Source organism: Faecalibacterium sp. I2-3-92, assembly GCF_023347315.1.
Taxonomy (GTDB): Bacteria; Bacillota; Clostridia; order Oscillospirales; family Ruminococcaceae; genus Faecalibacterium; species Faecalibacterium duncaniae.
The window spans coordinates 1,095,692-1,115,164 of sequence record NZ_CP094470.1 but is presented as its reverse complement, the minus strand read 5'-3'; the positions used below and the strand labels follow the sequence as shown (position 1 = coordinate 1,115,164).

Sequence of the window (19,473 nt, the reverse complement as noted above, 5' to 3'; positions counted from 1 at the left end):
CAGCTTATGCCTACTCGTCACACGGTTCCATCAGAGCGGGGCGAACACCATAGGAGTTGTTGTACCAGTTGTTGTTGTTGGAGCCATCGGTGTTGACGTTCCAGACGTTGTTGTTATTGTTGGTGTTCGGAGAGCGCAGCCACCAAATGGCAGCGTCAGACAAACAAACCGCACCCTTTATGCAAAGCGGTTGCCCGCTGTGCGTTTACGGTTCCGGGTAAAGGACGGCTTTCAGGGCGGCAGCCTGTTCGGTCAGCCGTTTCCGTTCCGCTTCTGCCCGGAGTTTTTCGGCACGTCCGCGTTCCGACGTGAGCCACTTCATCGCCGGGTATTTTACGTCCGTGACCTTCTTTGTCCAGATACCGGCTTTCTTCGCGCTGATGATACCTTCCTCCGTGCAGATGGTCAGGTATTCCAGCAGTAGAGAGCAGCCGTCCACGACCGCGCCGATCTTCTCAACGCGCCTGTCGTAGTCGGTCTGGAAATTCACGTTGTTCGCCGCGTGTGCATCCAGCAGGATTTGCCGGGCGGTCAGCCGGATGCCCTCGCCGTACAGCCGGAAAGTGCTTTTGGAAAAGCCCTCCCTGTCCCGCGTGTCGAGTGCATGGACGGCAGTGCCACACACCTTCTGGATGTCGCGCACATCTTCGAGCGCTGCGACTTTCTGGATGATCTTCCGGGCATCGCTCCGGCTGATGTCATCGGTGACGATGCGGGTTGCCCTCTGAGTGTAGCGCAACAGCTCCCGCGCATTCGCGCCGACCTTGAATGTTTCAGCCATCAGAACTCCACCCTCGCCTGTTCTGCGTTCCACACGCCGGTGACGGTCAGACCGTCAAGGCTGCCGAACGTGGCAGAAAAAGGGTTCTTGGTGACGTTCGTGCCGAACTTCAACTCGATTGCCTTAATGCTGGCGTTCATCGCGGCCACGCTGGCGCGGATGTCGCCGTGTGCATTCTCTGCAGAGTTGTGGGCATCGACGGCAGAGCTGATTTTCTGGTCGGTCTGAGCCTTGGTGTATGCGTCCACCGTCGGGCGCTGCGATTCGGTCAAATGGCCGTCAGCATCCAGCGTGGCAATGCCGCCCGGCACGCCGATCTGGTTAGTGCGGACAACATCTTCATCCGGCGCCTTGCCGGGGCCTGCGTTAAAAGAACCGTATGCCATTTAGGTTCCCCCTTCCTGTGCAGCCGTGTATTTCACGGTGCTTGTAATGTGATACTGTGCAGAAATTTTCTCGGTCGGAGCTTTGGCGGCCCTCAGCCGCAGCTTTCCTTCGAGGCTTTCGGTCGCAATAAAGCCCACCGCACCCGCCACATCGTAAAATCCCGGCAGTACCGTAACATCCACAATGTCGGTAGCCAACAGGCCCGCAATGGGGATGTCACAACAAAAATAGCCGGGGGAGGAATTATCCTCGCCCCAGCCATCGACCGGAATCGTAAAAGACACCGCAGCCGTGACATCCTGCTTTTCGTGCAGGATGTCATCGGTTTCATCGAATCCGTTTGCCGTTGCTTCGGAAAGGTCTCCGAGTGCGGTGTTGCACTGCTTGATGTGGCTGCAAAGCGCGGCAAGCCCTGTGCCCAAAAGCGTTTTGACCTTCGCTTTTGCCATAGAGCTTACCTCCTCATGTCTTAGTCAGCGTCAGCCAGCAGAGCGGCGATCTCCTCTGCGGAGAAGTCCTCCACGTCCTCGTCGTGCAGAACATTCTCCGGCTCGGTGTACACGACGACTTCCTTGCCGTCGATGTTCACATTGCCGTTGGTGGAGCTGGCGGCAGTCTTGGTTGCGCCCTCAGAGACACCGGCCAGCTTTTCGCCCTCGGCATCGCTCATCAGGCGCTTGCCAGCCTCGGCGCCCACGAAGTCCGCAGGCTTCTTACCGCTGTCGGTCAGATTGCCCTCGCCATCCAGTGCAGCAAAGTTGCCGGTGGTGGCACCAGTGACCTTATCGGCCTTGCCGGAAATGTCCACTTCCTCAGGGGTGGGAACATACAGACCGTCGTCCTTCAGAATCAGAGCGTTGCCCGCAGCAGCGGAAACATTGACCTTGACATCCACCTCATAGCCAGCGATGGTAACGGTGGTGGATGCATCCTTGCCGGTGGTCTTTGCGGCGTAGGTATCGACCAGAGCAGCCATGTTCAGGAAAGAGTAGGTGCAGTTGTCGGGGTTCTCACCCTTGACGGCCAGAACCATGACCGGCTTGCCGTCCAGCTTGGGGTCGGTGGCGCCGGGGTAGGTCGCAGCATCGAACTTGAACTTGGCCGCGAAGGTGGTCTTGGTCTGGTCGAGGAACAACTCAGAGGGGAAGTCAACGGAGAAAGCAGCAGTGCCGCTCTTGTCGGTAGAGGTGTAGAAGTTCACGGTGTTGCCGTCAACGCCAAGAGACTTGATAGCAGCGTTGGCTGCGATCTGCACAGGGGTAAAGGCGTCCTTCTTGACGAAAGTCTTCTTGATCTCGGCGGTCAGGTTGCGGATGGTGGTCTTGGTAGAAATCTGCTTAGACATAATAGTGTCCTCCTAAAATTATTTCAGCATATCAACGATTTCCTGCTGCGTTTCTTCCTCGTTCAGCAGGTCTTCGCTCGTCATAACGGTTTCTTTGCGGACAGTCAGCGCGTTTGCGCTGTCAAAGTCAAGGCCTTCGCCAATGCGGACGGCAATAGCGCCGCTCGCGTCACGCTTCAAGCCCTGACCGATGCTTACGCTACCGGTTTCACCCGAACCACCTCCTTTCCCGAACAGGGTTACGGTCGCCTGAATATCTGCTTCCGGGATGCGCTGAGCGAAAAATCTGATGAAACCATCATGCGTTTCGCACCCGTTCAGGACGCCCGCTTTGGTCGTAGTATAGAAGCTGCCAGGAGATACAACGCCAACGGGTACAAGCTCGCTGGTGCTGTCCGACAGTTCTGCGTCATAAATGCACTGGTAGTAATCCATACCGCCAGCGTTTTCGTAATCATCCTCGCTGCGGGCGGGCTTCCACCCGTCAGCTGCAAGGGTGAGTTTGTAGGAGCCATAGTAGCCGCCGCCTGTGCCGCCGTCCACCTGCTCCTTGATAAGAGCCTTTACCTGTTCTTCGTTCAGGATTTCCCCGGATTCAGACAGGTTCTTCACGGCTGCGCTGACCGCTGCCGTGATGGTCGCTGCATGGGCATCAGCGGCGGCGTTGTGCTTCTCAATTTCGGCCTTGACCAGCTTCATCAAAGCCTGCATCTGCGGGCTGAGGGCAATTTCGATTTTTGCTTTGTTCGAGATTGCAATAAGGGCAGCAATCTCAATTTCAAAATCAGCGTTCACGCTGGATGCAGGGACTTCGATTCCACGTTCATCCTGCATGATGAACAGCAGCACTTCGGCATCATCATTCAGGCGGCCATATACGCCGATCTGGTGCATGATGTAAGTGCTTTCTGCTCCGGTAATCTGGATGCTGACTTTCCGGGCCGTTTCCTCTCCGTCCTTTACGGTGTCAATCGCAAGGATGGTCAGTTCGTGCGTTTCGCCGCTGACGGTCGTTTCTGCCGACAAGTCGGTTTCAACGATGCCGGTGCCGCTCACGGCGCGGGTGATGGTGAGCGCGCCGCCGGAGAGGGATTCCGACAGGAGCGCGGCACCGGCAGTTGTATAACTGGATTTTTCCCAGCTCATGTTGTCTGTCCTCCAATCTTGATGGTTACGGTTTCGTGCGTGTGCGCAAGCCCGCCGGTGGCGTATGCCTGCGCGGTGATGTTTTTCGGGTGGATGGCTCCGGGCAGTTCAACGGTCGTCTGCATCCGCGCTGCGCTCATAGCACCGGAAACATAGCCACGAGCCGTGACGGCGCGGGGTTTGATGCTTCCGGGCAGCCGAACGGTGCAAAAGGCAGCCATTCCGCAGGGTGCGGCGGCGACGTAGGCTGGCTGTAAATCCGGAATATATGCAAGAACAAGCGAAAGCGAAAGATGAGCCGGAATCTTGCGCTTCAAGCATTCCATGACGTCGCTCGATAAGAATGTGGAGTTATCATTTGGGAAGAGCTTCACATAAATTCTGCTATTTTTGAATTCAACAGAGGACGAGGCTCCGGTATATCCAAAAACAATATCTTTTATCTCCTGAGAGCCGATGTGGTTGCCGCCGATGAAGTACAAGGCGACGAGCTTGCGCCGCGCCTCGAGGGTGCGCTTCTGGTTCAGAGGGATACCGAGGAAGGTTTCCATCTGCGCCAGCGTATCCGTGTCCATCAGGGATACGAAGTTGTTGTTGACAACAGCGTCCACGCCGTCCTCGATTTCGTCCAGCCCGCCTCCGGCTGCGCGCCAGATAGCGTCCATCTCGAAAACATCCCGGTAGAACACCGGGTAGAATGTTTTCAGCTCCTCGTATGCGCTGGGGAATCCGTTAGGATACAGGGTTGGTTTCACTTACTGTCACCTCCCCCAAAACAAATACCTCCTCTTTTCCGGCCTCGACGTTTGCCGTCTGGCCGTTGAAACGGAGGTTTGCGTAGTCCAGCACTCCCAAGAGGCTGTAAATCGTGTTGCCGACCGTGCTGATGCGCAGGGTGGGCGTTTCGCTGTCGTCCGTGGTGAGGTTGATGCTCTTGATTTGAGCTTTGAGGGCCGTCTGCGCTGCGCTCCTGACGCTGGCGAGGTCTCCTCCCTTTGCAAGTGTCACGGAGAAAGAGATGTTGACCCTTTTCGCCGTGGCGGATGTCGCGGTGAAGTGCGCGCCGATGTTGGCCTGTCCCTCACCAAGGCCGGTCCCGCCCGGGTCGATGTACTCCTGTACGTGCTGCACAACAGCCTCAGACGCCGGGCCGCCCTCCGTGTCAATGAGAATGCCTTTGACCGTGTTCTCTCCCGCCCAAAGGGGAACAATGCGCGCACGGCCGACGCCGGAGATGCTCTCGCACCACGTTTTGTAATGCTGCTGGTTTCCATTTTCTGCCGGTCCAGCGATTTTCTCCTGTACACGCTTTCGGAGGCTCTCGTCGTCCTCGTCGTCTGCGCCCGGTTCGAGCTCCTCGACGATGGAGCAGGCCGTGAGGCTCCGCTGCGTGTCGGTCGGCACAACAGAGGTTCCGGCCGGAATGTCGTTCGCCTCCGTTCCGGCTTTCTCCGCCTCGATGTAGATGCCGAGGGCGTCATCCTGCGCCAGCACAAAATACTGGCCGCTGCAGAAGAAGCGCGTCCCGAGCTCCGGGAGTTCCCCGTCGTACTTGATGCGGTACTTTGCCGTCGCGGCTGCCTGCCGGTAAACGGCGTATTCCTCCGCCTTGAGCGTCAGGTAATCGCCGGTCGCCGTCACCAGAAACACCATCTCGAACACCTGTTCGAGGTCTGCATAGTATTTGGCGATTTTGAAAGCGATGCCTGCGACAGCATCGTAGAAGATGCTGCCCTGCCGGAGGTCGATTCCGTCCGGCGCGCGGCTCAAAATCTCCTCCAAAACCTTGTCGTAGGTCTGGGCTTCAAACACTCTATATCACCTCCTCGACCTCTGTGGTCCCGTAAATAGTGTCCGCCGTGAAGTGGACGTTGCAGGAATCCTCGTTGAACTCAAACTCAAAGTCATAGACTTTAAGAATCCGGCCGTCGCAGAGGAGTGCATCCTCCACAAGTCTCGGGATTTCCGCCCTGATGAGCTCCTCTGTCGCGTTCTCGTCCGTGACAGTGTCCTTGATTTCGCTGCCGTACTGGTTGTCGTAGACGAGGCAGTGGAAACGCGGAGTGAGGAGTGCTTTCAAAATAAACTGGTTGACGGCTTCGAGGCCGTCAACCTTTCCGACGATGCGCCCGGTATCGAGGTCGAGCTTGTAGGTGAGCGACGGCTGCTCTTTCTCCTCCTCGATGCCGGAAATAGGAATGGGAACAAATACTCTGCTCATACGATAGCCCTCTCAAGAGCGTAGTAGCTCTTACCGTCGTTGAAGCGGAGAAGGTAGACAGATTCGCCCGTCTTGAGCGCATTGTAAACGGTCAGCAGACCGCTCTCGATGGAAAAGGTTTTCAGCGAGTGGATGTGCGCACTCTCCTTGCTGCTCTCGACCTTGTGATAGTCTCCCACGGGCTTGTCCTTATCGCCCTCAAGCGGGCAGCCGACGAGGCCGGTCACCCCTCCGCCTCTGGAATCGAACAACTGGAACTTGTGGCCGTGCGCGCCTCCCACATGGGTGTTGCTGTCGATTTTGCCGTCCGCGAGGGCGATGTCTACTTTCACTTGATAGTCGGTCAGGTTCCGGGGGACGAGGAGCGCGCTGCCAGAGATTTCGAGCTTTTCGTCGTTCTCTATCTGGATGGTGAGCGGGCTCTCTTTCGTGACCGTGCCGACAACGATGCCGCCGTCTTTCGGCAGCATGGAGAGAAAGAGCTGCTTTAGGCTCGTCGCTTCATCCGGGTTCATGTGCAGCTCCTCCTATCCGATTTGACTGGCGTCCACCCATCCATAGACGGTGCTCTGCTTGTCCGTGTGGATGATGTGGTACGGGTGTTTTGCGTTCTTGCTCTTGGCGATGGCAGTGATTTTCGCCGGTCCCGCTTTCGGGCTGTTGGTCGGAGACGTCGCGGTGGACGCAACGTACTGGGGACCGCCCGAAAATTGGACCTTATCGCCGACGGAGTGCGAGGTCGAGCTCTTTTCATCGCTCGCCTTTGCGCTCCGCTCGGTGTCTGTTGCCATGTTCAAGGTAAGGCGCATCGAATGGTAGTTGCCCTTGAATGTGTGGGTATCCTCGTCTACATAGTAGCTGTTCGAGATGCCGAGCGGCCTGATGATGATGCACAGGCCGACGCCAGAAATGACGTTTGCCTGCCCGAGGCCCTCGATTGTCAGCGTTTTGCTGGGGAGCTTCTGCTCTGCGAGAATGGATTCAGCCATGTCCGTGAGGTTCGCCTCCTCGGTGTTGCTGTCGGGCGTGGAAATGTCCTGCATGATACCGATGGTCTTTTCGAGTTCCGTGTCCGCCTTTTCGGCGAGCACTTTGTCCTCCTTAGACAGCAGCTTTATGCGGGTTTTCACCTTCTCGATGCTGCAAGTGTAGTCGTAGCTTATAAGGTTCCGGCCGGTTTCCACCACCCATTGCAGGATGCTGTCTTTCCGCTTTATCAAGCTCAGTTTCCCGTCGGCTGACGTCACATAATGCCTGATGCCGGTGGCCTTAAACGTGAGGCTCAAGGCGTCCAGAATAACATCGCAGGCTGTCGTTTTGGCCTTTGGTAGCTCCGAGATGACGTAGCCAGTGTCGGCCACGTCCTTGTACGGAATCTGGAATCGGTCGCAGCAGTCCTTGAAGATTTCGGACGCCTTTTTCCGCTTGTAGCAAAAGCTGTCTTTGTTGTTCGACAGGTAGATACCCACGTCGTAGGCCTTGATGGTCATGGTCTTTTTCGTGCTCTGCCTCTGCTGCATGATGATGCCGCGAAACAGCTCTGCGCCCTCCCAATAAAAAACACAGTGGTTTCCCTTGGTGACATCAATGCCGGAACGGGCGTGTTTCCAGCCGTCATCGTCGATAAGCGATACGGAAAGAGTGCGCGCCGGGGAGCCCTTTCGGCCGCTCCATGTCGCGCTCTCCACCAGCTCGCTCATGTCGTAGGTGGTCTCGCCTTTTGTGACGAGGAATGTAATCTTGCTCATTGCCTCACCTCACGGGAGCTGCAACACCTGTCCGGGATAAATCAAATTCGGGTTTTTGAGCTTATCCTTGTTCAGGGAATAGATTTCTTTGTACCGGCCTCCGTCGCCGAGGGTCGATTTCGAGATGTTGTAGAGGCAGTCTCCGGGCTTGACCGTGTAGGTTTTCGCCTGCACTCGGTTGTCTGTCCGGGTGGAGCCGCCGGAGACGGTCGCAGTTCCGGTCGAGCTGACTTTGACCTGCCGGATTCTGACCTCTCTGTACTCCTTGAGCTTGATTTTGTAGTAGATGCTCCCGGGGTCGCCGCCTTTTCTGTAAGGCTGCAAGCTCTGGATAGCCGCGTAGAAGTTTACGCGCGTTCCGGTCAGGATGAGGTGCACCGGCTTCGCGCTGATTTTCCACTCGAAAAGCCGCTGCATCATCGCATCCGGTGACGACAGCATAAATGGCGTCTGGATGCCCGGAAAATACGCGGCTGGAAAAAAGCTGTCCCACGATACCTCCGCGGCCGCCCGGTCCTGCAAAACGAGGATTTCGCCGAGGCCACTGATGGTGACGCTCGTGTTCTTCGTCCCGTGAGTGACGTCGAACTTCGTCGGCAGAACAGGAAAGCGCAGTTTCTCGCGCTCTCCGTTGTGCGTAATCCAGAGCTGCATGCTGCTCTCAAAAATCATAGGCGAGGTCTCCTTCCTCGAAGATTTCACCCTTGATGATGCTCATAAGGACTGGCTTTGCATGGCGCGTCAGAATGTCGAGGACGGATTCCTCATTCATGCCGCCGACGTCGATGGAGCCGCTGCCGTTGATTTCGATGATAATGCGTTTGACGGTCTCGCCAATGCTGGGCGCGTCCGAGGAGGAGGCCGGGGCCTCCTGCTGCGCGTCGCTGGCGGCCGGGGCAGTCGTGTTGACCGGGGCCTCCTCTGCGGGTGCAGCCTCCTCCGTAGTCTGCGCCTGCACCTCCGGTTCGACGTACTCAATACCGGTGGGCTGTGCATCAGAGCCCTGCCCGTCAGCCGTGAGATAGGAATACTCCTTGACGGCCTCCATACCCTCCGGCAGGTCATTCTCCGGGAGCGGGCTTGCCGTGGGCTCCGGGGCGTTCGTGGCGTTTTCCGCGCTGTTCACGGCTGCGAGGATTCTTTCGGTCTCCTGCGTGGGGAACACCTCGGACCCGCGCGCGCCGATGATAAGCTCGGGGCCTTTCTCACCGGCGATGTAGACGTCCTCCTGTGCGGACAGAGTGCCGTTCGCGTGACCGGTAACTGTCGTTGCGGTGGGTGTCGTTGTCGGCGCAGTTTTCAGGTGGGAGGCGGCTGCGTTCGCAACGGCCTCCGCTGCGCTCCCGGCCTCGCCAGTCATGGAGCGGATTGCATCACAGTAGGCCTTGATGGTATCCTGTGCTGCTTTCCGGGCCTCGTCGGTCATCTCCATGTTTTGAACCGTCTTGGACATCCGGGTCTCGATTTCGCCCATCTTCTCGTCGAAGTCGGTTTCCATCTTGGCGACGTTGTCCGCGAAGGTGTCCTTTGCCTTTTCGGTCTCCTCAAACTTGGAGTTAAACTCGGTGACGAACTTGGAGGCTGCTGCGGGCATACCCTCGGTGCTGCCTCCCAGTTTCTCGATGTTCTGGATAATGGCGTTGATGTAGCCCGCGCTTTCCTCGCTGCCGTCGCTCAACGACTTAATCAGGCCGTCATCGAGGCCGTATTCTGCGGCCTTTTTGAGGTTTTCAGAGTAGAGGTTGAGGTAGTCTGTCTGGCTCTGCATGGCCTTTTCCATGTCGCTGATGGACAGCTCAGACGAGGTTTTCATCGTGTCAAACAGACCGATTTGCCCTTCGATGCTCGTCCGGGCCGATTCATACGCCTTGTCATAGGCCGCCGTGAGGTTATCGAGCTCTGTCTGTGCCGTGCTGACGGCCGCGCTGACGGCCTCCTCATAGCTGACGGTCTGGTTCTGCGAATCCTCGACTGCCTGCGCGACGCCGCGCCACTCGCCCTCAATGTCGGAGAGGGTCTGCTGGTTCTCGTCGTAGGCAGATTGCAGCTCCTCGAGGGATTTCTTGTACTCGTCGATGTCAGAAGTCCACGCCACCCACGGACTGTCCTCCATCCAAAAGCCGCTGCCGCTGACCCAGTCGCCGGTGACGTCGTCCTGCCTCATGCCGCGCCGCTGACGCTCCGCGTCGAGGTTGGCCTCCGCCTCCGCGATTTGCTGTTCGAGGCTGCTCTGCTCTTTCAGCAGGTCAACATAGGTCTGCTGCTGCTCGGCCTTATACTCCGAATCAGCCTGCGCTTTTGCGGCTTTCTTGATAGCCTCGACGGTCGCGTCCACGCTCTCAGTCACGCCGTCGTAGGTCAGGCCGAGACCCGGGACGTCGGCGTTGAGCTGGTCGATGATGGCTTTCATCTCCGTGTAGCTCGCGGTGGTCTGCGTGTTCTGCGAGGCCAGCTCCCCGAGCCGCTGGGTCAGAGCCAGCGTGCCGAGCTCTTGGTCCTTGATGCTCGAGGTGGAGCTGTTGTAGGTGTCCATGACCTTGTTGTGGCTCTCGACGAGGCCGTCGCACTCCGCCACAAACTCCTTGACGGTCTGACGGTTGGCTTCAAACTCGTCGTTGAGCCGGTCGAGCTGGTAACGCAGGCTGTTGGCCGCGTCGGAGTTCTCGCCGTACTGCTCACAGGCTGCATTGTACTGGTCGTTCAGCCTCTGCAGCTCGTCGTACTGGTCACGGCAGGTGGCCGTCATGCCCTCGTACTCGTCGCTCTGCGTAATCAGCACTCCGGTCAGGGTAACGGCCGCTGCTGTAACAGCAACGATGCCTGCTGCCGCGAGGACGTAAGGGTTAGCCGCCAGCGTCGCGGTGAATGCCTCCGTCACGAACTTCGCAGCCGTGGTTGCGAGGTTGTAGGCGGCCAGCGCGCCCGTGAATCCGCCCACACCGACCGCAATGGCAGAAATGGCCGCCACGACGGCCGGGTGCTCGTCCACAAAATCACTCATGCCTGCAAATACGTTGGTGAATCCTTCGTATACCTGCGTGAGCGCGGGGTTGAGCACATCGCCGACAGAGATTTTCAGGTTGTTGAACGCATTCTCCATCCGCTGCTTGCTCTTGTCGGTCGTGTCCGCCATCGTGGAGTATGCCTTTTCGGTTGCTCCTGCGCTGGTACGCATGGATTCGAGCACACTGTTGTACTTGTCTGCTCCTGCGTTGAACAGGGACAGTGCGCCGATACCGGCCTCCGTGGAGTTCCACAGGGCGTTGAACGCTGTGCTGTCTCCATCTACCGCGTTACCCAGCATAGCCATAACATCGCCGAGCGAGTAGCCCTGCTCCATGAGCTGCGCAAAGGTCTTGCCGGTGGAGTTCAGCAGGACCTCAGAAACGCCGCTGCCGGTGTCGCCGAGCTCATTCAGCATCGACTTGAGATAGGTGCCGGATTCTGCGGTAGCGATACCGTTGGCGGTTAGGACAGCGTAAGCCGAGCTAAGATTGTCCATCTGGACGTTGTACGCAGACGCCAGAGGAATGACCTTGCCGACGCTCTGCGCCAGTTGGTCCACGCTCGTTTTGCCGAGGTTCTGGGTGGTGATAAGGTAGTCGGAAAGCTGCGTTGCATCCGACGCCGCGAGGCCGTAGGCATTGATGGCCGTTGTCAGAACGTCAACAGCCGTGGTCGCCGACGTAAAGCCGCCGACGGCCAGCTTGGTCGCGGTTCCCGCAAAGGCCGCAGCGTCTGCCGTGTTGATGCTGGCTGAAATGGCCTGATAGGTCGCCTCCGCCATGTCGCTGGCCGCCTCGCCGGTCTCGTTGGAGTAACTGCGAACCTCTTTCGAGATGCTGCTCAAGGATTTCTGGCTCGTATCCGCGATGGTAGCAACCATTGCAGTGGAGGTCTCGAACTGTGCGGCCGCTTCGGAGCAGTCAAAAAAGCCGTTCTTAATCTCGTTCAGAGTGGCGGCTATTCCGGCCGACGCAAGGACGCCCTGCAGCTCCTTGATGCCGTCGCGGCTCTTTTTGCTCGATTCCTCGCTCTGCTTGCCAGTTTCCTCGGACTTATCGCCGAACTTCTCGACCTCATCCGAGGCTTTACGGGCTGCCTCCGCTGCCTCGTCGAGGTTCTTCTCGGTCTCGGTCGTTTTCTCGGACAGGACGCCGGTAGAATTTGCCGCCTGCCCGGTGGCCTTTTCATAGTCCCCGATGGCCGAGGACAGGTCATCGACGGAATCAGCAGCAGCGTCGGTGCTCTTGGCGGTCTGAGCGGCCGTGCGGGAGACTTTGCTCAACGCTCCGTCTGCCGCCGTGCCGGTGTTCTCAAACGCTTCAAGAGCTCGTTCGCCGCTCTGCGTCATCTCGTTGAACTTGGAGGAGATTTCGTCGATGGCCTTGAATACGACTTTCAGTGTTGCCATGTCGGTCCTCCTATCGCCTTATAGGGACGAGCTTCATGGTATCTCTTCTGCACGGGCGCGCGCTTTCCTCCTCCTCGGAGGCGATGTAAAAGAGCTTCTGTCTCCGGCTCATTCGGTCGAACTCCTCCGGTCGGAGGCCGTGCCGCTGCCAAAGAACATGGGCCCAGTACGTCTCGCTGCCCGCGCTGCGAATCAGTTTTTTGCGTCGTCGATTTCCTTTTCATCGGCCTGCTTCTGCTCCTCCTCGGAGAGCTGACCGCCGATGCCAAGCAGAGCCATGACGACGCGGGTGACATGAGCAAACTCGTCGGCGCGGGAGAAAACCTTTTCCGGCATCTGGGTGATGTCCACGCAGTTGTAGTACTTCATCAGCTCCGGGTCGTCCAGCTTGGGGTACTGCAGGGCCTCAACGAGGATGTGACGGGTGGCCTTTGCATTGTCGCGCTCGTCGCGGAAAACCACGTTGCCGCCGTTGATGTAGGGATTGCCCTTCTTGTCCAGCGCGACAGTGTGGGTGTGGTACCCCTCATTGATGGCGCGGATACGCTCAGAGGAAAGCACCTTGACCTCGAGCTGGATGACCTTGCCGTTCTCGTCCTTAAAGCTCTCCGGGGCCGGTACGGTGACGACCTTCTCCACCTCTGCTGCCTCGCGCATAAAATATTTCAGGTTCTTGCTCATAGCTGTCTCCTCCAAAATAAAAATCGGAGCCCCTCCACCTAGGAGAGGCTTCGCCTGTATGCTCCCGACAAAAATGTCGGGAGGTTAGATGATGTTCTTGATGTTGAAGTTGATGACGTCATCGACCACGCTGCCGCTCTCTGCATCCAGTGCGGTCAGGGGAAGGTCACCAGTCAGGACGCAACCGACGCAGGTCACGACATCGGAGCCGTGGGCTGCATAGTAGTCAGAATTAGCGTCGTCCATGATGCCCTGAATCACGAACTCGGGCGTCGCCTTGGTTGCCTGATACTCCTTGATTTTGGTCTTGAGCCAGTTGTTGGTCCGGCGACGGGTCATGCTGCCGGTGATGGTCGCGCCAACCCAGCGGGTAGACGGAGTGGTTTCGTTCAACTGGCGGCCGGTCCACGTCTCCGGGGTGAAGTTGATAGTCATCTTCACGCCGTCCATGACCTCGACGCCGTCGATAAGCGCATGGCCCTCGCGGAGGCTAATAGGGTTTTTGTTGTACTGCATAACTTACCTCCTGCTGCTTTAGCGGGTCTTGACGGTGAAGAACAGCTTCTCGGCAGAATCCACAGGCTGGATTGCGACGATGAAATAAACCTCGTCGCCGCTGCTCAAAGATTCGTCGATTTTGAAGTCCGCGTCATAGTCCACGTTCTTGATGGCCCCCATGTCCTCGTACTGCTTGAGGATGGCTTGGCCGATGCCCTTCATAGCGGCGTAGCCGGTCGGGCTGTTGTCGTACTTGTTGGGCGGGAAGTTATTCTGGATGGCCTCCTGAATAGCGTCCAGAGTGCGGATAACGCGGTTCTTGCTGTACGTCTTGTCCTTGGGCTTCTTGAAAGAGACCAGAGAATTGATGTCGTACTCGATGATGACGTTGCCCGCCTCGGAGTAGGAGAAGAACATCTCGCCGTTCTTGATGGCCGCAATGGCTGCTTCGTTGTCCTTGGGGTCCACGATGCCGGTCGCGCCGTTGTAGACCTCGTAGGTGTTAGACTTGATGCAGCTTGCGGATGCGGTGATGCCCGCAACGAATGCGCAGGCCTCCGCGTGGGTCAGCTCAACGCCGTCAACAACAACAGAGTTTGTGACATTGATGACGCCCTCGTGGTCGGGGCTCTTTGCGTCCGGCAGAACCACATTCACGCCCTTGCCCATGCTCTCGCGCATATACTTGATTTTGGTGATGGCTGCGGTCTGCAACGTAGCATCGGTAACGGGGAAGCACAGAGTATTGAACTTGATGCCCTCCATCTTGTCCACAAACGCGGTGACGTCACCGTTTGCGCTGGTGACGTTCGTGCCGCCTGCCAGCTTCACGCCGGATGCCGCTTTCAGGTCGCCCGTACCGGTGAACTTCACCAGCTTGTCGTCTGCTGCGGCTGCAATAAGCTCCTCGACGGTCTTGACGCCCTCGTACACAGCGGTGGCGTCAGCATCCAAATACACGGTGACGTCAAAGCCGCCGACGGGGTTTGTGACGACAGAGACGTGAATATCGTTGCCGCGAGTGCCGCCGTACTTGGCCGTTACGGTCAGCGGAGCAGCGGTTCCGGTTGCGGCTGTGCCGCTCTCCGTGATGTAGACGATGACCTTGGAAGCCTTTTTGAATGCCTCACGAATCAGGCGCATCTTATCGTTGGTCGCGTCGTAGACGCTGCGGCCGAGCTCCACACTGTAAGCATCCGGGGCCGCTGCCGTCAGGATGATGGGCGTCTTGGCGGGGCCAAAGTCGTAGCCAATCAGGGGCAGCAGCACGATGCCGCGCTCAGAGTTGCCGACGGTGTCGTTGCGGTCGCTCTCGAAGTTGATGTAAGTGCCCGGGCGGGTCTTTCCCGCCAGCTTATCGTATTTACCGCCTGCCATTAAACAACGGCCTCCTTTCCGAGCCACTCGTCGATGTGCTTCCGCATCTCCTCGACGGTGTATTCACCAGTCATGCCCGCCGTGGCACCGGCGAACGTGCTGGCCGAAACATGAAAAAGCGTCCGGCAAGCCTTTGCCAGACGCTCAATAGGGAACTTCTGCGCGGTCTGTGCCGCGCTCGCGTTCTTCTCTGCCATGCAGATACCTCCTATTCAGTTTTTTCCTCGGCCGCTTTGAGGTCGAGGTTGTAGTGCATCACCTTCTGGCAATCCACCCTGTTGTACGGACGGCGGCTGTCCCAGTGGAGTGTGAGCTGGGCTGTGCCTGTGTCCAGCCGTTTCACGCCTCCGGGGTCTTTGAGCCGTACTCCGCCTCCTACCGCTGCTCCCGCCTCGTCAATGAGCGGGACAAGCAGGCGGGCTGCGCAAATGGCGTTCAAGGCCGCTGCCGCGCTTGCGTAGGCGTCCTCGTCCGTGCTGGCGAAAAACTTGATGTACCAGTCATATTCCACCGCATAGGACGCGAACGTGTCGCCGAGAGGTGTGAGCTCCGGCTGCGGAAAGAAAACAGAGGGTACGACGAATCCCTCCGGGATGTCCCAGTAATAGGGCGTAATCCCGGGTACGGAATCGAGGATAAAGCGGATAACGCTTGCGATTTCCTGCTCTAGGGCAGCCATAGGTTTCACCTCACAAAAAATCCTTGAAATACTCGTCCAGCCAGCTCTGCAGCTTCTTTTCGAGCAGCTCCGGGTAGAGCTTTTCTAGGATTCTGACGGAGCTTTCCCAGTAGTGGGAGCCCTCCACCCATTTCATTTTTAGGACCATCCCGGTCTTTTCTCCCGGGGTGTAGATGAAGTGGTCCTTTCCGTTCGCCTTTTCCCAGTGTCCGGGAACGAATCGCCTCTCTATCCCTTTCGGGTTGGTCCAGTGGCCGTCATTTACGAACTTGGCGTACTCGACGTTCGTGCCGACCTCAAGGGTCAGGCCGTTCTCGTCGAGTGTCCAGACGTTCTCCCCGTCGCCTTTTTGGAAACTGTGGAGCAGCAGCCGATAGTCCAGCACGTTCCGGCGAACGATTTCATCTTGCAGAATGCGTAGGAACTCAATGCCGAGCCCTTCAAGAAACTTGTTCAGTGCCCGCTTAAAATCGCCCTGCGCGGCCGTTCCGAGCCGCTTCACGAAGTTTTCGAGCTCTACTGTGTCGAATGTCACCTGCGCCATTACAATGGCCTCTGTTGGGCTGTGCGGTATATCTTTACCGTCATGTGATGCCCTCGGATGTTTCGCGGTTGACCTGCGGTGTATTCGAGCCCTGTTTCGCTGCTGACGATTTTGTCGTTGAGCCTGATGTCCGTTCCTGCCGGGAGCGTGAGCTTTATGTCGCTGTCCATATCGTTCTGCGGTTGCTGCTGAGCGATTTGGATGGACGCGCTACGCACTCCGAAATGGCACGGGACTTCCTCGAGGTCCGGCTGTTTGGGGTACTTGAACTTGGGGGAGCCGGGGAGCCCGTAGCCGGGGCTCGTGCTCTCCTGCTGGGTGTGGTAGATACTGCAACGATGGTCAAAGAAGTTCTCAATAGCCATTGGCTCAGAGGCTCCTTAACCGCATCGTGACGCCGTTGAGCGGCTGCACGACGACGTAATCGTCCAGCAGGCTCTCCACGCCCAGTTTTCCGACGTCTATGATGCTGCTCTCTGCCGTGTAGGAGTAGTCGTCAAAGGTCTCGCTTTTGAGGCGGACTTTGGTCTGCTCAACGGCATTGTGGGCGTATGCCTCCGCGATAAGGAGGACCGCCGTCTTGACGTTCTCCGGGATATCGGGGTATTTCTCCGGGTCGTCGAATCTGTTGTTGCAGTAGTCGATGACCCAGCTCTCCGCCCGGGAGATGTCAATTTTGAGCTTGCTGTCGGCGCGGTTCTTTACTTCCTCAAATTCTGTGTACTCTTTGAGTTCCTCCGGCGTGACCCACGGCCGTTCGGCCATCAGCCCTCCGGGGCGATGATGGCGGCCGCTGCGGCTGCATCCGCCTCATACTCACGAATCTTCTGCAAAATGCTGGCCTTAGTGGTGCAGCCGGTCAGGTCGATGCCGTTGTCCTCGGCAAATTCCTTGAGCTCGTCGAGCTTCATCTTGGAAATGTCAGGGACTTCCACAGGCTCCTCGGCGACGGCCGCGACGACCTCCGCCTTGTCCTTGCCGGTGGTATCGACGCCCATATCGTCAGCCAGCTTGTCGAGCTGCTCCTCGTCCATCTCGCCGAGAAAGCCGGTGTCCAGATGGCCGGTGACGGTGTAAGCGTCAGGGAGAGTCTCGAAATAGCCGCTTTCCAGCAGCGCGGTATATTTCTCGGGGTCGTCCACAAAGACGTCAGGATGCGCCGCAGAGGCGCGCACAACGCCATCATAGGACAGACCTTTAATCAGTCTGAGGTGCATAGCGTCCTGCCTCCTGTTAGATAGATGCCAGACCGGTCACAATGGCCGTTGCGTCCAGCTCCTCAACCAGCGTATCGAAGTCGAAATGCACGACATAGAAACGCTTGTCCTGATAGATGGCCTCCGGGCCCTCGGTGGTCTTGCGGATGACGACGCCGTAGGAGTTGACGACGACCAGATTCTTCGGGTCGGTCAGCATAATAACGTCGTCGGGCAGGGCCGGGACCTCGATGACGGGAACGCTTGCGGGATTCTCGACGCGCTTGTCGGTAATGATGCCGCCTGCGGTGACTGCCTGATTCAGGATGTAACGCTCCCACTCCTGACGGCGGTGGGGGGACATCAGCCAGCGGAGAGAGCCGTTGTTGAACTTGTCGGGAACTGCGCGCAGGCCCTTGTAGAACACATCCAGAACCATTGCACCGGAGTTGATGCCGGACACATCGACAACGTGGCCGCCCTCCTTGAACTGCTTGACCCAGCCGTCGTTCACCTTGAGGAAGTCGGCGTCATCGACAGTACCCAGCTCTGTGGCCTCGCCTGCGTCGAATGCGCCTGCAGCGTGGGATGCGGTGTACTGGTAGACCTTCTTGTTGTATGCGACGAGGTCGCCAATAGCGTAGGTCTCAGAGGAGCTGAACTCCTTGACCTTGGCATACCGTTCGTCGCCGTTCAGGCACAGGTCCTCGCGGTCGCAGCCAATCTGACGGGTCATCAGGTTGGTGACGATGGTCTCGTAGTTGGAGCCCTCGATGTTTTCGCGCAGGGTCTCCTCAGTGATTTCCCACGGCAGACGGACAGGGGTGCAAGCGTATTCCAGCTTGCCATGCTTCACGCCGGAGCGGTAGCCGTCGTCGGTGTTCTCGGTCTTTTTGCGCAGCAGACGGCGGCCGACGCCAATCTTGTCGATTTCGCCGGTCTTTGCGGAGCGCAGCTCGTGACGGACGAGGCCGCTCAGCGGAGTGGCCTCAAAGGTCTGCTGAATGAACTTCTTCGCCTGCTCCGGGTTCAGTGCGCCGCCAGCGGCCAGACCGGCGGTGGTGATGGTCTGGCCTGCTGCGTTCACGATTGCCTTATTGCTTCTCATGGTCATAGTGCTTGTTCCTCCTTACAGGATACCGGCGAGATAGTGCGGCTCGGACTTCTCGACAGGGTCCTCCGGGTCGCCATCGTCGTTCAGGTTGGTCGGCAGGCCTGCGGCCTTGCGGACGGGTGCGACAGCCTTTGCGACGGCCTTTGCGACGACGTCCGCAACATTCTCGGCGGTCAGCAGCTCCGGGGTCTTTTCGGGCTCCTCCTGCTGGCCGAGAGCCTTTGCGACGGCTTCCTCGACCATCTTGCCGACGGCCTCGACGGTCAGGCCTGCGGGCTCTGCTGCCGGTTCTGCGGCTTTCTGGACGGGGTCAGTCGCGGGCTTCTGCTGGGTTTCCAGTGCCTTGGCGACGGCTGCCGCCACGGTATCTTCGATTTCTTTCTTGGTCACTTCGGTTTCCTCCTGTTCTTCTTCGGGGAATTTATCGAGGAACTCCCCGAGGTTTGTGTAGATGGACTGCAACGTGCTGCGGTTGGCTTTGCTCATGGCCTTGCCAGCCTTGATGACGGCGCAGCTTTCGAGCGATTTCGCAACGGGCTGTCCTTTGGTGAGCAGCTCGGTGACGATGTTGTTGAAGTCGTTCAGGGCGTTGCGGATGGTCTCCTCGTCCGACGCGAACTCCCAACGGTCATTCACCCAGTTGTACCGGTACAGAACGTCGTTGAGTGCGTAGAACGCGGTCCAGAAGTTGTCGCTCTGGATGCGCTTGGTGTAGTTGTCGGCAACTTCGCCTTTCTCGACAACATCAAAGCCGAGGGCAGCGGCCATCTTCTTGAAGATGCCGCGCATACCCTTTTCGGGCTGCTCCTCCGCCTTTGCCACTCCGTCATCGGGCAGCGGGTCGTCCTCGTCGCTGTACTTGCCGACGCCGCCCATGGAAAAGCCGGTGATTTCGCCTTTCTGGACTTTCTCGAAAATATCCGGGTCGTCCACCTCGACGGTCATCATCCATGTGCCTTTCTTGATGGCCTGCTCTCCGACGCTCATATCGCAAGGCGCAACATAGCTCTCGACGACGGCTGCCTTTTCGAGCGGCTCGAACGAGTGCTGCACATCCACCTGATTGCCGTTCTTGGCGAACCAGTACGCGGCCTTGGTGATTTCCTGCTCCGTCATGTAATTGCCGTGGGCGTCCTCTGTGAGGGGCTCATAGACAATGCCGGTGATGTAGTGGCTATCAGCATCCGCGTTGACGATTCGGCCGTAAGAAGCAAAAGAGGCGGAGCCGTGCTCCGCCTTGGTGATAAGAAACTGTTTCTTGTTGGCCGCCTTGTCTACGAGGCTGACAAAAGAAATCTTTGCATCTGTGATGGCGTATGCTTTCTCGATTTTGCTCATGGTT

General features: G+C 58.0%; 24 protein-coding genes. All 24 read right to left on the bottom strand.

Features of this window, described 5'->3' with window-relative positions; translation table 11 throughout:
- Positions 1-10: 10 nt before the first annotated feature.
- The 24 genes from MTP42_RS05405 to MTP42_RS05290 all read right to left on the bottom strand — a co-directional run bounded on the left by MTP42_RS05405 (position 11) and on the right by MTP42_RS05290 (position 19,469).
- Positions 11-163 (bottom strand): DUF6273 domain-containing protein, encoded by a 153-nt coding sequence (locus MTP42_RS05405; RefSeq protein WP_005940875.1) that lies wholly within the window; start codon positions 161-163, stop codon positions 11-13.
- Between the two features lie 42 nt (positions 164-205).
- Positions 206-781, bottom strand: coding sequence for a hypothetical protein (locus MTP42_RS05400; RefSeq protein WP_249258127.1), 576 nt, complete (start codon positions 779-781; stop codon positions 206-208).
- Positions 781-1,167 carry a hypothetical protein gene (locus tag MTP42_RS05395; RefSeq protein WP_249258126.1) on the bottom strand — a complete coding sequence of 129 codons (387 nt, stop codon included), beginning with the start codon at positions 1,165-1,167 and terminating at the stop codon, positions 781-783. Before MTP42_RS05395 ends, MTP42_RS05400 begins: the two co-directional genes overlap by 1 nt.
- On the bottom strand, positions 1,168-1,617 hold the full coding sequence (locus MTP42_RS05390; protein WP_249258125.1) for a hypothetical protein: 450 nt from the start codon (positions 1,615-1,617) through the stop codon (positions 1,168-1,170).
- A gap of 20 nt (positions 1,618-1,637) precedes the next feature.
- A complete protein-coding gene (locus tag MTP42_RS05385) occupies positions 1,638-2,513 on the bottom strand; it encodes a hypothetical protein (RefSeq protein WP_249258124.1) in 876 nt (291 codons plus the stop codon).
- Positions 2,514-2,531: 18 nt separating this feature from the next.
- Positions 2,532-3,659, bottom strand: a complete 1,128-nt coding sequence (locus tag MTP42_RS05380; RefSeq protein WP_238077769.1) for a hypothetical protein — start codon at positions 3,657-3,659, stop codon at positions 2,532-2,534.
- Positions 3,656-4,414 (bottom strand): YmfQ family protein, encoded by a 759-nt coding sequence (locus MTP42_RS05375; protein ID WP_249258123.1) that lies wholly within the window; start codon positions 4,412-4,414, stop codon positions 3,656-3,658. The genes MTP42_RS05380 and MTP42_RS05375 overlap by 4 nt, the downstream gene beginning before the upstream one ends.
- Positions 4,392-5,471, bottom strand: coding sequence for a baseplate J/gp47 family protein (locus MTP42_RS05370; protein ID WP_249258122.1), 1,080 nt, complete (start codon positions 5,469-5,471; stop codon positions 4,392-4,394). Before MTP42_RS05370 ends, MTP42_RS05375 begins: the two co-directional genes overlap by 23 nt.
- A 1-nt stretch (position 5,472) precedes the next feature.
- Positions 5,473-5,880, bottom strand: a complete 408-nt coding sequence (locus tag MTP42_RS05365) for a DUF2634 domain-containing protein (protein WP_238077770.1) — start codon at positions 5,878-5,880, stop codon at positions 5,473-5,475.
- Positions 5,877-6,395: a DUF2577 family protein gene (locus tag MTP42_RS05360; protein WP_129872782.1), complete on the bottom strand. Its 519-nt coding sequence runs from the start codon at positions 6,393-6,395 to the stop codon at positions 5,877-5,879. The genes MTP42_RS05365 and MTP42_RS05360 overlap by 4 nt, the downstream gene beginning before the upstream one ends.
- Positions 6,396-6,407: 12 nt before the next feature.
- Positions 6,408-7,628 carry an XkdQ/YqbQ family protein gene (locus tag MTP42_RS05355; protein WP_249258121.1) on the bottom strand — a complete coding sequence of 407 codons (1,221 nt, stop codon included), beginning with the start codon at positions 7,626-7,628 and terminating at the stop codon, positions 6,408-6,410.
- A gap of 9 nt (positions 7,629-7,637) precedes the next feature.
- Positions 7,638-8,300, bottom strand: a complete 663-nt coding sequence (locus tag MTP42_RS05350) for a LysM peptidoglycan-binding domain-containing protein (RefSeq protein ID WP_249258120.1) — start codon at positions 8,298-8,300, stop codon at positions 7,638-7,640.
- Positions 8,290-12,042, bottom strand: coding sequence for a phage tail tape measure protein (locus tag MTP42_RS05345; RefSeq protein WP_249258119.1), 3,753 nt, complete (start codon positions 12,040-12,042; stop codon positions 8,290-8,292). Before MTP42_RS05345 ends, MTP42_RS05350 begins: the two co-directional genes overlap by 11 nt.
- 192 nt (positions 12,043-12,234) lie before the next feature.
- The gene (locus MTP42_RS05340; protein WP_129872778.1) at positions 12,235-12,723 is read right to left on the bottom strand and encodes a phage tail assembly chaperone; all 489 of its coding nucleotides are present in this window, start codon (positions 12,721-12,723) and stop codon (positions 12,235-12,237) included.
- A gap of 84 nt (positions 12,724-12,807) precedes the next feature.
- The gene (locus MTP42_RS05335; RefSeq protein WP_129872777.1) at positions 12,808-13,239 is read right to left on the bottom strand and encodes a phage tail tube protein; all 432 of its coding nucleotides are present in this window, start codon (positions 13,237-13,239) and stop codon (positions 12,808-12,810) included.
- Positions 13,240-13,257: 18 nt separating this feature from the next.
- Positions 13,258-14,598 carry a phage tail sheath family protein gene (locus tag MTP42_RS05330; protein ID WP_249258118.1) on the bottom strand — a complete coding sequence of 447 codons (1,341 nt, stop codon included), beginning with the start codon at positions 14,596-14,598 and terminating at the stop codon, positions 13,258-13,260.
- On the bottom strand, positions 14,598-14,795 hold the full coding sequence (locus MTP42_RS05325; RefSeq protein ID WP_129872775.1) for a hypothetical protein: 198 nt from the start codon (positions 14,793-14,795) through the stop codon (positions 14,598-14,600). Before MTP42_RS05325 ends, MTP42_RS05330 begins: the two co-directional genes overlap by 1 nt.
- 11 nt (positions 14,796-14,806) lie before the next feature.
- Entirely contained in the window at positions 14,807-15,277 is a 471-nt protein-coding gene (locus MTP42_RS05320) for a hypothetical protein (protein WP_156070591.1), read from the bottom strand.
- 10 nt (positions 15,278-15,287) lie between these two features.
- On the bottom strand, positions 15,288-15,821 hold the full coding sequence (locus tag MTP42_RS05315; protein ID WP_238077775.1) for an HK97 gp10 family phage protein: 534 nt from the start codon (positions 15,819-15,821) through the stop codon (positions 15,288-15,290).
- A complete protein-coding gene (locus tag MTP42_RS05310) occupies positions 15,821-16,186 on the bottom strand; it encodes a DUF3599 family protein (RefSeq protein ID WP_238077776.1) in 366 nt (121 codons plus the stop codon). Before MTP42_RS05310 ends, MTP42_RS05315 begins: the two co-directional genes overlap by 1 nt.
- A gap of 4 nt (positions 16,187-16,190) precedes the next feature.
- Complete coding sequence (gene yqbG / locus MTP42_RS05305) at positions 16,191-16,586, bottom strand: protein YqbG (RefSeq protein ID WP_156070595.1); 396 nt, start codon at positions 16,584-16,586, stop codon at positions 16,191-16,193.
- A complete protein-coding gene (locus MTP42_RS05300; protein ID WP_249258117.1) occupies positions 16,586-17,038 on the bottom strand; it encodes an SAP domain-containing protein in 453 nt (150 codons plus the stop codon). Before MTP42_RS05300 ends, yqbG begins: the two co-directional genes overlap by 1 nt.
- Positions 17,039-17,054: 16 nt before the next feature.
- Positions 17,055-18,131: a hypothetical protein gene (locus MTP42_RS05295; protein ID WP_238077778.1), complete on the bottom strand. Its 1,077-nt coding sequence runs from the start codon at positions 18,129-18,131 to the stop codon at positions 17,055-17,057.
- Between the two features lie 15 nt (positions 18,132-18,146).
- Positions 18,147-19,469, bottom strand: a complete 1,323-nt coding sequence (locus MTP42_RS05290) for an XkdF-like putative serine protease domain-containing protein (protein WP_249235659.1) — start codon at positions 19,467-19,469, stop codon at positions 18,147-18,149.
- Positions 19,470-19,473 lie beyond the last annotated feature (4 nt).

Bases quoted from the DNA above. Each gene is read 5' to 3' on its own strand.
- MTP42_RS05340 (WP_129872778.1), bottom strand. From the start codon at position 12,723: ATGAGCAAGAACCTGAAATATTTTATGCGCGAGGCAGCAGAGGTGGAG.
- MTP42_RS05330 (WP_249258118.1), bottom strand. From the start codon at position 14,598: ATGGCAGGCGGTAAATACGATAAGCTGGCGGGAAAGACCCGCCCGGGC.
- MTP42_RS05315 (WP_238077775.1), bottom strand. From the start codon at position 15,821: ATGGCGCAGGTGACATTCGACACAGTAGAGCTCGAAAACTTCGTGAAG.
- MTP42_RS05380 (WP_238077769.1), bottom strand. From the start codon at position 3,659: ATGAGCTGGGAAAAATCCAGTTATACAACTGCCGGTGCCGCGCTCCTG.
- MTP42_RS05310 (WP_238077776.1), bottom strand. From the start codon at position 16,186: ATGGCTATTGAGAACTTCTTTGACCATCGTTGCAGTATCTACCACACC.
- MTP42_RS05390 (WP_249258125.1), bottom strand. From the start codon at position 1,617: ATGGCAAAAGCGAAGGTCAAAACGCTTTTGGGCACAGGGCTTGCCGCG.
- MTP42_RS05325 (WP_129872775.1), bottom strand. From the start codon at position 14,795: ATGGCAGAGAAGAACGCGAGCGCGGCACAGACCGCGCAGAAGTTCCCT.
- MTP42_RS05295 (WP_238077778.1), bottom strand. From the start codon at position 18,131: ATGACCATGAGAAGCAATAAGGCAATCGTGAACGCAGCAGGCCAGACC.
- MTP42_RS05345 (WP_249258119.1), bottom strand. From the start codon at position 12,042: ATGGCAACACTGAAAGTCGTATTCAAGGCCATCGACGAAATCTCCTCC.
- MTP42_RS05400 (WP_249258127.1), bottom strand. From the start codon at position 781: ATGGCTGAAACATTCAAGGTCGGCGCGAATGCGCGGGAGCTGTTGCGC.
- MTP42_RS05320 (WP_156070591.1), bottom strand. From the start codon at position 15,277: ATGGCTGCCCTAGAGCAGGAAATCGCAAGCGTTATCCGCTTTATCCTC.
- MTP42_RS05355 (WP_249258121.1), bottom strand. From the start codon at position 7,628: ATGAGCAAGATTACATTCCTCGTCACAAAAGGCGAGACCACCTACGAC.
- MTP42_RS05360 (WP_129872782.1), bottom strand. From the start codon at position 6,395: ATGAACCCGGATGAAGCGACGAGCCTAAAGCAGCTCTTTCTCTCCATG.
- MTP42_RS05385 (WP_249258124.1), bottom strand. From the start codon at position 2,513: ATGTCTAAGCAGATTTCTACCAAGACCACCATCCGCAACCTGACCGCC.
- MTP42_RS05290 (WP_249235659.1), bottom strand. From the start codon at position 19,469: ATGAGCAAAATCGAGAAAGCATACGCCATCACAGATGCAAAGATTTCT.
- yqbG (WP_156070595.1), bottom strand. From the start codon at position 16,586: ATGGCCGAACGGCCGTGGGTCACGCCGGAGGAACTCAAAGAGTACACA.
- MTP42_RS05350 (WP_249258120.1), bottom strand. From the start codon at position 8,300: ATGATTTTTGAGAGCAGCATGCAGCTCTGGATTACGCACAACGGAGAG.
- MTP42_RS05335 (WP_129872777.1), bottom strand. From the start codon at position 13,239: ATGCAGTACAACAAAAACCCTATTAGCCTCCGCGAGGGCCATGCGCTT.
- MTP42_RS05395 (WP_249258126.1), bottom strand. From the start codon at position 1,167: ATGGCATACGGTTCTTTTAACGCAGGCCCCGGCAAGGCGCCGGATGAA.
- MTP42_RS05300 (WP_249258117.1), bottom strand. From the start codon at position 17,038: ATGCACCTCAGACTGATTAAAGGTCTGTCCTATGATGGCGTTGTGCGC.
- MTP42_RS05365 (WP_238077770.1), bottom strand. From the start codon at position 5,880: ATGAGCAGAGTATTTGTTCCCATTCCTATTTCCGGCATCGAGGAGGAG.